The sequence below is a fragment of the Bacillus cereus group sp. MG1 genome (assembly GCF_040460035.1).
Taxonomy (GTDB): domain Bacteria; phylum Bacillota; class Bacilli; order Bacillales; family Bacillaceae_G; genus Bacillus_A; species Bacillus_A cereus.
This window is the reverse complement of the sequence record NZ_JARVGY010000001.1, coordinates 1,321,715-1,334,688: the sequence shown is the minus strand read 5'-3', so window position 1 is coordinate 1,334,688 and position 12,974 is coordinate 1,321,715. Positions and strand designations below refer to the sequence as shown.

Here is a 12,974-nt window from a genome sequence, read left to right as displayed (position 1 = left end):
AATGAACAAACAATTATTATTAGCATTACAAAAACGAAGCAATGAAAGATTAGTAGAATTACGTACACAAGTTGAAAATCCTGAATTACGTGCTGAAGACTTACCAGCAATTCAAGAAGAAATTGATGAAATTAACAAGCAATTACAAGACGTTGCTGATGCTTTAGCTAACCTTGAAGATGAGGGTGAAGGTGACGAAGGCGACGAAGAAGGAGAGGAAGGTTCTGGCAATGCTGGCACTGAAGGTTCTGGTGAAGGTGGAGAAGGACGTTCTGGAAATCCAGAAGGGAATGCAGGTGTAAGTCCGGAACAACGTCAAGCAGCAATGGCAGCTATTAAATCAGCATTATCTACTCGTAATGCAAAATCAACTAAAGCGAAGGAAAAAGAAATTCGTTCAGCATTTGCTAACTTTGTTGTTGGTAACATTTCAGAAATGGAAGCACGTGCATTAGGTATCGAAGCAGGTAATGGCTCAGTTACAGTTCCAGAAGTCATTGCTAGTGAAATTATTACTTATGCTCAAGAAGAAAACTTCTTGCGTCGACTTGGCCAAGGTGTAAAAACAACTGGTAATATGAAATATCCAATTCTAGTTAAGAAGGCTACAGCGCAAGGTCATAAGAAAGAACGTACAGGTTCAAATCCAATCCCTGAAACAGACATTGAATTCGATGAAGTATACCTTGAACCTACAGAATTTGATGCATTAGCAACTGTAACGAAAAAATTATTAAAACAATCAGGTTTACCAATTGAACAAATTGTCATGGATGAATTAAAGAAAGCTTATGTTCGTAAAGAAGTCCGTTATATGGTTCATGGCGACGAAACTGATAATGTCAATCCAGGGGCACTAGCTAAAAAAGCAGTAGAATATAAACCGACAGCAGAGGATGTTGAATTATATGATCAACTTGTTTCAATGAAAAATAGTGTGCCAAAAGTTGTTCGTAAAAAAGCCCGTTGGGTGCTTAATACAGCAGCGATTACAAAAATTGAGAAGATGAAAACTAAAGATGGTTTCCCATTATTAAAACCTTTAGAACAAGCTCAAGATGGTTGTGATTATAAATTGTTAGGCTATCTGGTGGAAGAAGAGGAAGAAATCAGTAAAGAAGGACAAGAAGATACACCTGTTTTCTATTTTGGTGACTTCTCTTCATTCAAAATTCAAGATGTTACTGGTTCATTAGAATTAGAAGTATTAAGAGAATTATTCACTAATACAAACCGAGTAGGATTTAAGTTGTATTCATTACTTGATGCTCAACTAATCTATTCACCATTTGAACCAACTGTTTATCGTTATGAAGTAAAAGCTTCTACTGGAGCTTAATATGGATGAGTTAATTGAGAAATTAAAATCTCATATTCATTGGGAAGAGGGCATGGATGATTCTTTGCTCTCTTTTTATATTGAGCAAGGTCAACGATATGTAAAAAAAGCATGTGGAAGAGAAGTGAAATACCTGGTCATTATGTGCGCGGGTATTTTTTATGAATATCGTGTATCAGAAAAGGAATTAGAACAAGCACTTGATGCTTTGACACCATTCTTTGTCCAGGAGGTTTATGATGCCGAAGAGGAAGACGAATAAACTCAAATGGATGGGTGAGCTACTTAAACTAGGGGAGACCATTGATCCAGAAACAGACCGTCCTGTTATGGGATATCCATTAGAACGGAAAATTCGATATAACAATATTGGAGTTACAGCCACTGATAAATTCACGACAAAAGATATGAATGAAATTGTAAAGAAAATTGAAGTTCGTATTGATCGGGAGATTGAAAACAATCAAAAGGATTATCGTGTAAAAGTTGACGGCCGTATTTATGATATTGAGCGTATTTACGTAAAAGAAGAAGACCGATTGATGGAGGTGTCACTGTCTTATGCAAATTAGTTTTCAAGAGTTACGAGACATTATGAAGAAGTCAGGCATTCCAGTTTATCGTGATAGTGCACCCACAACAGCAAATTATCCTTACATTGTGTATGAATTTGTGAATGAGCAACAGAAAAGAGCTTCTAATAAAGTTATAAAGGATATGCCACTTTATCAAATTGCAGTTATCACAAATAGAACTGAAAAAGATTATGAGCCGTTAAAGGTTGTTTTTAACGAAGCAGGCGTGTCTTATTCTCAATTTGATGGAATGGATTATGACGAGAACGACGACACTATCACGCAGTTTATAACGTATGTGAGGTGTATCCAATAATGGCTTCAAATAACAATGGTTTTGCTGAAGCTTTAGAAGATATCAATACGCTATTACGTGTGAATAAAAAGGTCGAACTGGATGTATTGGATGAAGCAGCGAAGTATTTTGCGAGTAAATTAAAACCAAAAATTAAGGCATCCAGTAAAAACAAGCGGACACATTTAAGGGATAGCCTAAAGGTTGTTGTGAAAGATGATCGTGTATCTGTGGAATTTAAAGATGAAGCTTGGTATTGGTACTTAGTTGAACATGGCCATAAAAAAGCAAATGGTAAGGGACGTGTGAAAGGAAAACACTTTGTTCAGAATACCTTTGATGCAGAAGGTGACAAAATTGCTGATATTATGGCACAAAAAATAATTGATAGAATGTGAGGATGATATACATGACAATTGAAAATAAAGAAATTCAATATTCCGTAGGGATTGAAGATTTATATCTGTGCTTGATGAAGGGAAATGAAACTTCTAGTGCACTACCAACTTATGAGGATATCGTTTATAGACAAACAAATATTTCTGATTTAACGATTTCTACTACTTCTACTAATTTTACAAAGTGGGCATCTAACAAAAAAATTATTAACATTGTCAAAAATACAGCGTTTGGATTAGCTTTTAATCTTGCTGGTCTAAATCGTGAAGTAAAAGATAAAATCTTTGCTAAAACACGTAAAAAAGGTGTGTCTTTTGAAACAGCGAAGGCGAAGGCGTATCCAAAGTTCGCAGTAGGTGTTGTATTCCCTTTAAATGATGGAACAAAAATATTACGTTGGTATCCAAAATGTACGGTTGCTCCAGTAGAGGAATCTTGGAAAACACAAGGTGATGAAATGACTGTGGATGATATTGCTTACACAATTACAGCAGATCCATTGTTATTTAATGATGTAACACAAGCTGAATTAGATACTGGTGATCCAGAGGCAAAAGGAATTAAAGCTGAAGATTTCCTAAAACAAGTAATTTGTGATGAATCTCAACTAGCGCAGCTAGGTGGAACGACTCAAACAGGTAAATAAGGAGGGTATTTATGGCACGTTTAAGTGATTTAGTTAACGTTAATATAAATTTAAATAAAATCAAAATACAGGGTGTTGATATCCCTGTTATTTTTACGTTTGAATCATTTCCTTATGTGGAAGAATCTTATGGGAAACCATATCATGAGTTTGAAAAAGATATGAACGAAATGTTGGCAAAAGAACAATTTAGCTTAGGGGAAAATGAAGCGAAATTGATGCGATCTTTAATTTACGCGATGATGCGTAGTGGAGGTACTGAGTGTACACCAACAGAAGTGAAAAATTCAATTCCGCTTTATGATTTACCTGATATTTTCAAAGTGGTATTTAACATTTTTAACAATCAAAACTTCCAACATTCCGATATGGAGAAGCTCAAGCAAGAAAAAAAGTAAAAAACATACTGACTAAAAACGAGGAATCTCAGTCCGAATTGGACTGGGATTTTTATTTTTATGTTGGTAATACGTTGCTTGGTTTAAGTATGAATGACTTCTTGAAAATCACACCGGCACATTTTTCAAAACAATTCATTATGCATCTCAGATACAACAATCCGGATGCGTTACATGAGCAGAAAACGAAACAAATCTACACGCTAGATCAAACACCATTCCTATAAGAATGAGGTGAGAAAATGCCTGGGAATAGTAAAGAAAGAAACGTTGTTCTTAATTTTAAAATGGATGGCCAAGTTCAGTATGCAAATACATTGAAACAAATCAATATGGTTATGAATAATGCAGCGAAAGAATATAAAAATCATATTGCGGCAATGGGCCAAGATGCGACGATGACTGATAAACTTCTTGCTGAAAAGAAGAAGCTTGAAATTCAGATGGAAGCAGCCAAGAAACGTACAGCTATGTTACGTGCTGAATATCAAGCTATGTCCAAGGACACAAGTACAACCGCCGAACAACTCAATAAAATGTACGGGAAGTTGCTTGATGCTGAACGTGCTGAAACTTCTCTTGATAATGCAATGAAAAGAGTGAATGAAGGTCTTTCCGAGCAAGCAATTGAAGCTAGGGAAGCACGTGGGACTTTACTTGATTTACAAGAGAATTCTAAGAAACTTGAGGCAGAACAAAAGAAACTAACAAGCTCTTTTAAACTTCAGAATGCTGAATTAGGAGCAAACGCTAGTGAAGCTGATAAGTTGGAATTAGCACAGAAACAACTACGCCAGCAAATGGAAATGACTGATAGGGTCGTCCACAACTTAGAACAACAGTTGAGCGCAGCAAAGCGTGTGTATGGTGAGAATTCTACCGAAGTGCAGCAACTTGAGGCTAAATTAAACCAAGCAAAAACGACATTAAAGCAATTTGAAAACTCATTACAGAGTGTTGGGCGGAGTGGTTCACAAGCGGCGGATGGTATGGCGGAAATCAATAAGAAACTTGATATGAACAATTTAATGGAAGCTGCTGAAGTTCTACAAGGAATATCCGAAAAATTGATTGAAATGGGAAAGTCAATTGTAAATACAGCAATAGAGTTTGATGGATCACAGAGGAAAATTCAAGCTTCATTAGGGTTGACTGGAAAAGGTGCCGAAAACCTTCAAAAGATTGCTGTGGATACTTGGAAAAAAGGTTTTGGTGAAAATCTTGAAGAGGTAGACAATGCACTTATAAAGGTCTATCAAAATATGCGCGATGTTCCACATGAAGAATTACAAGGTGCATCGGAAAACGTTTTAACATTAGCTAAAGTTTACGATGTTGATTTAAACGAAGCGACTCGTGGTGCAGGGCAGTTGATGAGTCAATTTGGTTTATCTACACAAGAAACATTTGATTTACTTGCTGCTGGTGCTCAAGAAGGTCTAAATTATTCAGATGAGTTATTTGATAACCTCTCTGAATATGCGCCTTTATTCAAACAAGGTGGCTTTAGTGCTCAAGAAATGTTTACGATTTTAGCAAATGGAACAAAAAGCGGTTCGTATAACTTAGACTATATCAATGACCTGGTGAAGGAATTTGGTATCCGTGTACAAGATGGTTCGAAAGGTGTATCAGAAGGATTTGGTGATTTATCTGAAGAGACACAAAAAGTATGGAAATCATTCAATGAAGGTAAGGGAACCGCAGCCGATGTATTCAATGCTGTGTTAGGCGATCTTCAAAAGATGGATGACAAAGTAAAGGCAAACCAGATTGGTGTTGCTTTATTTGGTACTAAATGGGAAGACATGGGTGCAGAAGCCGTACTAAGTTTAAATGATGTAAATGGTGGTCTTGGGGATGTAACTGGACGTATGGATGAAATGAAGAAACTTCAGGAAGAATCTTTGGGGCAGCAGTTTCAAAAAGCATTAAGAGAAACACAGGCGGCGTTAGAACCACTTGGAAAGAAATTTGCAGAATTAGCTAAAGATATTTTGCCTCCAATTGTTGATGGGGTTAAAGCTGTAATGGATTGGTTTAGTAAATTGTCTGAAGCCGATCAAACACTTTTAATTGTGATGGGTGCATTGAGTACGGCGTTTATTATTCTAACTCCAATTGTAGCAGCTTTAGCCGTATCATTTGGTGCGTTGAATTTGGCATTTTTACCTGTGATAGCTACCATTGCAGCAGTTTCCTTAGTGATAACTGGTATTATCATGTTAATAAAAAACTGGGGTGCCATAACGGATTGGCTTTCTGAAAAGTGGTCTGAATTTAAAGATTGGTTTGGTGAATTGTGGGATAGCATAGTTCAAACTTGTGAAAATGGTTGGTCATCCACAGTTGATTACTTTTCTGGAGCCTGGTCAGATTTTTTAAATATGGTAAATGAATTCTTTGAACCCATTGGTCAATTTTTTACAGATCTATGGACGGGAATTTCTGATACGGCATCGGAAATTTGGACAGGTATTACTGATTATTTTTTAGAATCGTGGTCTTCATTCATTGAATTAGCTGATAGTATATTGTCTCCTTTAGGTGAATTTTTCAGTGGATTGTGGACGGGTATTGTTGAAACGGCAACTTCTATTTGGGATCAATTAAAGACAGCTTGGCAAGAAACGTGGGATACAATACTTACAGTTTTAGATCCGATTATTTCAGCAGTTTCCACAGTTTTAGAAGCAGGTTGGCTACTCATTCAAGCAGGGGCACAAATTGCATGGGCTGCAATATCTCAATATATTATACAACCCATCCAGGAAGCGTATGATTGGATAAGTGCAAAAATTGGCGAATTAGTCACATGGCTTAGTACGCAGTGGGAACTTATAAAGGCTGCTGCACAAGTTGCTTGGGGCTTATTTAAACAATATATTACTCAACCTGTTCAAGAAGCATGGGATTGGGTTAAAGAACAGATCGGTACGCTTGTTTCTTGGTTAAATTCACAGTGGGAGACAGTGAAATCATATACTTCCGCAGCGTGGAATCTAGTAAAACAATATGTCATTCAGCCTGTTCAGGAATTGTGGAATGCAACGAAAGAAAAATTGAATGATTTAGCGAATTGGATACTAGGTAATTGGGCCAAAATCCAATCTTATACACTTACGGCATGGAATCTAGTTTATAAATATATTATTGATCCAGTGATTTCAGCTTATAATTCTGCAAAAGAGAAGTTCAATGATATGTACAATACGGCACGGGAAAAATTTGATTCTGTAAAGAATGCAGCGCAAGAAAAATTTGATGCAGCAAAGAGATTTATCGTTGATCCAATAAAAGATGCGGTAGATAAAGTGAAGGGATTCATTGATAAAATCAAAGGGTTTTTCAGTGATTTGAAATTAAAGATTCCGAAACCGGAAATGCCTAAAATGCCACACTTCAGTCTGCAGACTAGTACGAAAAATATTTTGGGTAAAGACATTACTTTCCCATCTGGTATCGATGTGCAATGGCGTGCAAAAGGCGGTATCTTTACTAGACCTACCATTTTCGGTATGAGTAATGGTCAGTTGCAAGGTGCAGGAGAAGCGGGGAGAGAAGCAGTTTTACCGTTGAATAAAAAGACATTAGGTGAGATTGGTGAAGGGATTGCAGCAACAATGTCTACTGAACCAACTGTAATTAATATTTATAATCCTTCAGTGAGGGATGATCGTGATATCGACCGCATGGTCGGAAAAATAGATGATGCACTTGCTCAAAAAGGGCGTAATTCAAAAATAGGAATAGGGAGGACTTAAATTGCTAGACATAGGTATCGATAATCAGTTGGCAAGTGACTACGGAATATGTATAGTAGGACGCCCTGTTATTCCTACAGCAGAACAAGAAGTAGAACATATTGAAGTGTCTGGTAGACATGGTTCACTTACAAAAAAAGGGGCGTTTAAAGACGTTCCTTTAAAAATAAAGTTCAATATGCTTGAAGAAGAGAATATTAAGCCGTTAGTGCGACGTATGAAGTCGTGGTTGATGAATGGAAAAACATTATATTTTACTGATGATGATGTGTATCGAAAGATTAAACATGTTGTAGTAGGTGATATTGTAAATGAAATTGAAGAACACGGTGAATTTGAAGTGGATTTTAAGCTAGATCCCTTTGAATATACAGAGGATGTAAATCTAAAGCTGACCAAACCTGGTGTAATTTATAATCCAGGTACAATTGAATCTGATCCTAAGTTTTGGATTGTGGGAAATGGTACTTTCCGTATAACAATCAATGACGTCTCTTTTCAAATAAAAGATGTGAATGGTTCTGTTGTCATAGACTCAGAAATACTTGAAGCATATACCGATACCATATCAATGAATAATAAAATGGTTGGGCAGTTCCCTATATTCAACGTAGGAGAAAATACAATAGAGTGGTCAGGAGCAATTCAATTCATGGAAATTCGACCTAGGTGGAGATATAAATGATTACTTTATATAAACCAAATGAGACTGACTTTACGCACAATGGTATAGGGGCTTTAGATAAAAATATTTATAACGCAACTGTTGAGGAAGAACTCAATGGTTTATTTTTATTTTCATTTAGTTATCCATTGTTTGCACCACGTGGTCTGGAAATAGAGGGAATGAGTATTATTAAAGTTCCAACTCCTGATGGTGAACAACTATTTCGAGTGGCAGCTCCTAAAGTCAGTATGGGTGAGATTACAGCGCAATGTTATCACATTTTTTACGACTTAACAGAAAACCTAATTGAAGACATTTTTGCTGAAACAACAAATGGTAATGGAGCTATGAATCGTATGTCAGCAGGATGCCAATACAAGCATCCTTTTCAGTTTTATTCAGATGTACCAAAGATAGCAAGTGCACGTATTGTCCGTAAAAATCCTGTGGAAGCATTATTGGATTCTAGTCAAGACAATTCATTTGTTAATCGTTGGGGCGGCGAATTAAAGCGAGATAATTTTGATGTGAAGATGCTACTAAATCGCGGTATGGATCGTGGAGTAGTGATTCGTCATAAGAAAGATTTATTAGGATATGAAGGTAATGTGGATTGGAAAAGTCCCATAACTAGAATCATGCCACAAGGTTTTGATGGGTTATTTCTTCCTGAAAAGTATGTGGATAGCCCACTTATAAATAAGTATCCTCATCCTAAAATCAAAGTTGTTGAATTTAAACATATTAAAGCAGCTATTGGTGAAAATGCTGACGATGAAGATGCAGTTCCGTTAGAAGAAGCATATAGGTTATTACGCCAGGCAGCTAAGGATATGTTTGCTATTCAAAAGGTTGATCAGCCTAAAGCAAATTATAACGTTAAGTTTCAGGAGTTATCACAAACGGAAGAGTATAAGGATTATAAGCATTTACAGAGTGTTTATATGGCAGATACGGTTACGGTTGAGCATCAAGAAGATGGTATTGATATAAAGGCGAAGGTAATTGCTTATAAATATGATCCAATAAAAAAAGAGTATCTGGATATAACCATTGGTAACTTCAAAGAATCCTTTACGGATGTTTCCGGTAGGGTTGATCTGGTACAAGAAGAGTTATCCAATATGCCAGGCTCTATTTTGGATGCAGCAAAAGCAAATGCTACAAGTCTTATTAATTCAGGGTTCGGAGGACATGTCCGTATTTATCCAGATCGTATTTTAATTATGGACACGAAAGATGAAAAGAGTGCTAAAAAGGTTTGGCAATGGAACCTGAATGGATTAGGGTATTCTTCCACAGGGGTGAATGGACCATATGGAACTGCTATTACAAGTGACGGCAGAATTGTTGCTGATTTTATTACTGCAGGTACGTTGAGTGGAAATCTTGTGCAAGGTGGAGAAATAACAGGTGCAACATTACGAACTTCAGATAGTGTGAACTATGTAAATATTTCAAAGCAATTTATACGTTTGTATGAGTCATCTAAAACAAGGGTGTTTGTAGGGTATTACAAAAATAGTAGAAATGAAATACAGCCTACTCTTATTTTAGGTGGAGATTCAGATTCCACAGGGGCAAATGGAGCTATTATGGTATACCAATTCTCAGATACAAGTGTTAAGTCTGGTGGAATTGGAATTACAAAGGGACTCGATGGCAATGGCTACTTGAATGCAGCTTCTTTATACTTTTCGCAAACAGGGAATGCAATGCTTGATGCTGACAAAATGATTGTCCTAAATGCTCAAAGTGATATGAGGTTTAAAGTCAAAGATCAGTTCCGCTTTTATCGTAATGACAATTGGATTGCGAGTATTGGGGTTTCATCTGGAGGAGATACAGATATCGTACTTCCAAATGCAATGATACGAAATTCGAGTTACGAAAATGGTTATATTCAAATAAAGACAGCTCTTGGATCGTATTATCACGGGATAATCGCTTCAGATTTCAAAGTTTCTTCAAAAGAAACATATAAAACTAATATCCGGCCTATTGCATTCAGCGCACTTGAAAAGGTAATGGAATGGGAAATTAAACAGTACAATTTGAAAAACGATATTCCAAAACTGTATGAGATGCGTATGAATCGTAAAGAAGGAGAGCCAACGATTACTACAGATGCAATTCCTACACATTATGGTTTAGTTATTCCAAAAGAAGCAGAGGAAAATGGTGTAGGCCTATACGGGATGCTTTCACAATTGACAAGCGCGTTTCAAGAGTATGTGATGAAAACGGACGCCAAATTGGAAGAACTAGAGCCGTTAAAACCTAAAGGAAACATAAAGAATAGGAACAGAGTAAAACGTCAGAGAAGACCGCCCAGACACGTAAAAAGGAGTAGCTAGAAAGAGGTGTAGTCATGCGAAATGAGGAAATTATGATAGATTTAGCAGATCCTGTGTTTACAAAAACAATTCGTTCTCGGCAGAATGACAAGAATGGATTGAAGCTTACGGTGTACGTAAGAGAAAAAGGGGAGAAGGTGGATTTAACAGGATATGTGGTTAAATATGAAGCGACAAATCATACAGGAGTATTCATTCGAGATGATGCTCAAATAGTTGATGCAAAGAATGGTGTGTTTTCATATTCGTTTACATCTCAAGCTGTTTCTACATCGGATGATTGGACAGCTTATTTTGTGATGGAAAAAAATACAGAACGAATGAGTACACCAGACATTCGAATTGCATTAAGACGTGATGTGAAAGAAGGAAATATTAAAATAGAAAATTATATTTCTGATTTTGAGGTTCTTAAGAAAACGATAGATGCTTTACAACAAGCTGTTGATAAAATGGACGTCGTAAAGCGGTCAGGCGGGATGATGACAGGGTATCTAACAATGAGACCGACACTCGGTTCGAATATCGGAGTTGGATTCAATAGTGAGGATAAGCTATTAGATACCGGTCTTGTGGGAGTCTCTGATGGTCAATTATATTTAAAAGACTGGAAAAATAATAAAGTATTGTTTGAAAAATCGCCTACTGGGACATTCAATGTTTTTGCTGATAATCTTCTAAAAAAAGCTGGCGACATCATAAATGGATTACTTGAATTTAAGAGCGATAATGCAATTGTTTTGGGAAGTCGTTCTTTCAAGTCAGTTATTCATAAAGGGGCGCAAGGAGAGCTGATTTTTGCGCCTTCCACAAAAGAACAAGGGGATACTTGGGATTGGTCTAAAAGAGTAGAATTTCGAACAGATGGGACAATTAGACAAGCAAATGATACAGGTTGGATTAACCTTCCTACAACTGGGGTAGAGAATATTCCTGATAGAATTTTGAAGTACAAGAGAAGTGGGGAACAAATATCTGTCATTGGATCAGTTAAATATTTAGCAAATACAACAGTATTTGCAACCCTTCCGGCTGGATTTCGCCCTGTACAAAATATTGCTTTCCCAGCACTTGCATATGGCAATGGACCAACGGCTTGTGAAGTTACAGTTAAAAGTGATGGTGGAATTTTCTTGAATGGTGTTCAAAATGGAAATGTCATCCATATTGCGATGAGCTTTTTAATTTAGATATTACAGATTAAGCGTGCATAAGCAGGCTTTTTTATTTTGCTAAAAGGAGGATAAGAACAGTGGAGGAACAGATTTTCAATTCAATGATTCAACAAGGAGCATTCGCAGCGTTATTTGTGTGGATGCTTTTTACTACGCAAAAAAAGAATGAACAGCGTGAAGAACAGTATCAAAAAGTAATCGAAAAAAACCAGGCAGTCATCGAAGAACAAGCGAAAGCATTCGGTTCACTTGCAAAGGATGTATCAGACATTAAACAAAAAATTATGGGGAATGGTGACGACAAATGAAAAAATCTATTAAATTATTAGCCTCAATTTCTACGGCAGCTATCATTGCATTTACTTCAACAGGTAGTGTTTTTGCTGATCGAGAAATGATTATTCCAGGGTTACCTAAAGTTGAATATCGCAATGGATATGGAGCGTATGAAGGTGTAGTAGCACATTCTACAGCAACTCCTGAAGCGCCTGCTATTAATATCCGAAACTACGAGGCAAGAACATGGCGCTCTGCATTTGTACATTATGCGACAGATTGGGATGAAACAATCCAAATTGCTTCTACTAAGTATCAAGCATGGGGAGCAGGTCCAGCGGCCAATAAGCGATTTGTTCATGTAGAGCTCTCTGAAACTAGTGACTCTATTAAATTTAAAAAATCATATGAAAGATATGTAAAGTTACTTGCTAAAATTTTAAAAGATAGAAATATCCATCCAAGCATTGGATTGTGGACGCATAAAGATATTACGTATAAGCTTGGTGGCACAGATCACGAAGATCCGATTGACTATCTTCGCAGTCATGGTGTATCAGAATCACAATTTAGAGCGGATGTACAAAAGGCGTATGAAGGCGAAACAGTTACAGTTAAACCAAAGCCACAGCAACCAAATGAAGTACCTGGTGTTATTAATGAAGTGGGAGTAGCGTATATTGATGGATACAATGTAAACCTTCGTTCTGGTCCATCCACAACAAATAGTGTTATTCGTAAATTACAAAAAGGTGAGGCATATAAAGTCTGGGGTAAAGTAGGAAATTGGTTGAATCTTGGAGGGAATCAGTGGGTTTATAATGATTCATCATACATTCGCTATAAAGAGGAATCTTCATCTGTGGAAGGTAAACGTGTTGTTTCTAAAGTGAATGACTTACGATTCTATTCAAAACCTTCCTGGTTAGATAGGGATGTAGCAGGGACTGTCGATAAAGGATTAGGATTTACTATCCTTGATAAAGTATCTGTAAATGGCTCTTCACAATATAAAGTAAAGAATAGTAGAGGTAATGTGTACTATATTACAGCTAGTTCTTATTATGTAGAAATTAAATAGTA

At 36.7% G+C, this 12,974-nt stretch carries 14 protein-coding genes; all 14 read left to right on the top strand.

Features of this window, described 5'->3' with window-relative positions:
- Nucleotide 1: 1 nt before the first annotated feature.
- The 14 genes from QCI79_RS06810 to QCI79_RS06745 all read left to right on the top strand — a co-directional run bounded on the left by QCI79_RS06810 (nucleotide 2) and on the right by QCI79_RS06745 (nucleotide 12,972).
- Nucleotides 2-1,339 carry a phage major capsid protein gene (locus QCI79_RS06810; RefSeq protein ID WP_325816337.1) on the top strand — a complete coding sequence of 446 codons (1,338 nt, stop codon included), beginning with the start codon at nucleotides 2-4 and terminating at the stop codon, nucleotides 1,337-1,339.
- Between the two features lies 1 nt (nucleotide 1,340).
- Nucleotides 1,341-1,601, top strand: a complete 261-nt coding sequence (locus QCI79_RS06805) for a head-tail connector protein (RefSeq protein ID WP_000343863.1) — start codon at nucleotides 1,341-1,343, stop codon at nucleotides 1,599-1,601.
- On the top strand, nucleotides 1,579-1,911 hold the full coding sequence (locus tag QCI79_RS06800; protein WP_242325701.1) for a hypothetical protein: 333 nt from the start codon (nucleotides 1,579-1,581) through the stop codon (nucleotides 1,909-1,911). Before QCI79_RS06805 ends, QCI79_RS06800 begins: the two co-directional genes overlap by 23 nt.
- Entirely contained in the window at nucleotides 1,901-2,230 is a 330-nt protein-coding gene (locus QCI79_RS06795) for a hypothetical protein (protein WP_093998176.1), read from the top strand. Before QCI79_RS06800 ends, QCI79_RS06795 begins: the two co-directional genes overlap by 11 nt.
- The gene (locus tag QCI79_RS06790) at nucleotides 2,230-2,607 is read left to right on the top strand and encodes an HK97-gp10 family putative phage morphogenesis protein (RefSeq protein ID WP_000157916.1); all 378 of its coding nucleotides are present in this window, start codon (nucleotides 2,230-2,232) and stop codon (nucleotides 2,605-2,607) included. Before QCI79_RS06795 ends, QCI79_RS06790 begins: the two co-directional genes overlap by 1 nt.
- 11 nt (nucleotides 2,608-2,618) lie before the next feature.
- Nucleotides 2,619-3,254: a major tail protein gene (locus tag QCI79_RS06785; RefSeq protein ID WP_016125430.1), complete on the top strand. Its 636-nt coding sequence runs from the start codon at nucleotides 2,619-2,621 to the stop codon at nucleotides 3,252-3,254.
- 11 nt (nucleotides 3,255-3,265) lie between these two features.
- Nucleotides 3,266-3,652 (top strand): hypothetical protein, encoded by a 387-nt coding sequence (locus QCI79_RS06780; protein WP_043939509.1) that lies wholly within the window; start codon nucleotides 3,266-3,268, stop codon nucleotides 3,650-3,652.
- 38 nt (nucleotides 3,653-3,690) lie between these two features.
- The gene (locus QCI79_RS06775; protein WP_087988275.1) at nucleotides 3,691-3,879 is read left to right on the top strand and encodes a hypothetical protein; all 189 of its coding nucleotides are present in this window, start codon (nucleotides 3,691-3,693) and stop codon (nucleotides 3,877-3,879) included.
- A gap of 15 nt (nucleotides 3,880-3,894) precedes the next feature.
- Entirely contained in the window at nucleotides 3,895-7,416 is a 3,522-nt protein-coding gene (locus QCI79_RS06770) for a phage tail tape measure protein (RefSeq protein WP_353842240.1), read from the top strand.
- Nucleotide 7,417: 1 nt separating this feature from the next.
- Complete coding sequence (locus QCI79_RS06765) at nucleotides 7,418-8,101, top strand: phage tail domain-containing protein (RefSeq protein WP_087988259.1); 684 nt, start codon at nucleotides 7,418-7,420, stop codon at nucleotides 8,099-8,101.
- Nucleotides 8,098-10,440: a phage tail spike protein gene (locus QCI79_RS06760; protein ID WP_093998174.1), complete on the top strand. Its 2,343-nt coding sequence runs from the start codon at nucleotides 8,098-8,100 to the stop codon at nucleotides 10,438-10,440. The genes QCI79_RS06765 and QCI79_RS06760 overlap by 4 nt, the downstream gene beginning before the upstream one ends.
- A gap of 14 nt (nucleotides 10,441-10,454) precedes the next feature.
- Nucleotides 10,455-11,630: a BppU family phage baseplate upper protein gene (locus QCI79_RS06755; RefSeq protein ID WP_071700037.1), complete on the top strand. Its 1,176-nt coding sequence runs from the start codon at nucleotides 10,455-10,457 to the stop codon at nucleotides 11,628-11,630.
- 62 nt (nucleotides 11,631-11,692) lie between these two features.
- Complete coding sequence (locus QCI79_RS06750) at nucleotides 11,693-11,923, top strand: BhlA/UviB family holin-like peptide (protein WP_000392439.1); 231 nt, start codon at nucleotides 11,693-11,695, stop codon at nucleotides 11,921-11,923.
- On the top strand, nucleotides 11,920-12,972 hold the full coding sequence (locus QCI79_RS06745; RefSeq protein WP_325816320.1) for an N-acetylmuramoyl-L-alanine amidase: 1,053 nt from the start codon (nucleotides 11,920-11,922) through the stop codon (nucleotides 12,970-12,972). Before QCI79_RS06750 ends, QCI79_RS06745 begins: the two co-directional genes overlap by 4 nt.
- Nucleotides 12,973-12,974: the final 2 nt, after the last annotated feature.

What these genes read in the sequence shown, in the direction of transcription:
- QCI79_RS06805 (WP_000343863.1), top strand. Translation starts at nt 1,341, where the DNA reads ATGGATGAGTTAATTGAGAAATTAAAATCTCATATTCATTGGGAAGAG.
- QCI79_RS06810 (WP_325816337.1), top strand. Translation starts at nt 2, where the DNA reads ATGAACAAACAATTATTATTAGCATTACAAAAACGAAGCAATGAAAGA.
- QCI79_RS06760 (WP_093998174.1), top strand. Translation starts at nt 8,098, where the DNA reads ATGATTACTTTATATAAACCAAATGAGACTGACTTTACGCACAATGGT.
- QCI79_RS06790 (WP_000157916.1), top strand. Translation starts at nt 2,230, where the DNA reads ATGGCTTCAAATAACAATGGTTTTGCTGAAGCTTTAGAAGATATCAAT.
- QCI79_RS06780 (WP_043939509.1), top strand. Translation starts at nt 3,266, where the DNA reads ATGGCACGTTTAAGTGATTTAGTTAACGTTAATATAAATTTAAATAAA.
- QCI79_RS06770 (WP_353842240.1), top strand. Translation starts at nt 3,895, where the DNA reads ATGCCTGGGAATAGTAAAGAAAGAAACGTTGTTCTTAATTTTAAAATG.
- QCI79_RS06755 (WP_071700037.1), top strand. Translation starts at nt 10,455, where the DNA reads ATGCGAAATGAGGAAATTATGATAGATTTAGCAGATCCTGTGTTTACA.
- QCI79_RS06745 (WP_325816320.1), top strand. Translation starts at nt 11,920, where the DNA reads ATGAAAAAATCTATTAAATTATTAGCCTCAATTTCTACGGCAGCTATC.
- QCI79_RS06795 (WP_093998176.1), top strand. Translation starts at nt 1,901, where the DNA reads ATGCAAATTAGTTTTCAAGAGTTACGAGACATTATGAAGAAGTCAGGC.
- QCI79_RS06785 (WP_016125430.1), top strand. Translation starts at nt 2,619, where the DNA reads ATGACAATTGAAAATAAAGAAATTCAATATTCCGTAGGGATTGAAGAT.
- QCI79_RS06800 (WP_242325701.1), top strand. Translation starts at nt 1,579, where the DNA reads ATGCCGAAGAGGAAGACGAATAAACTCAAATGGATGGGTGAGCTACTT.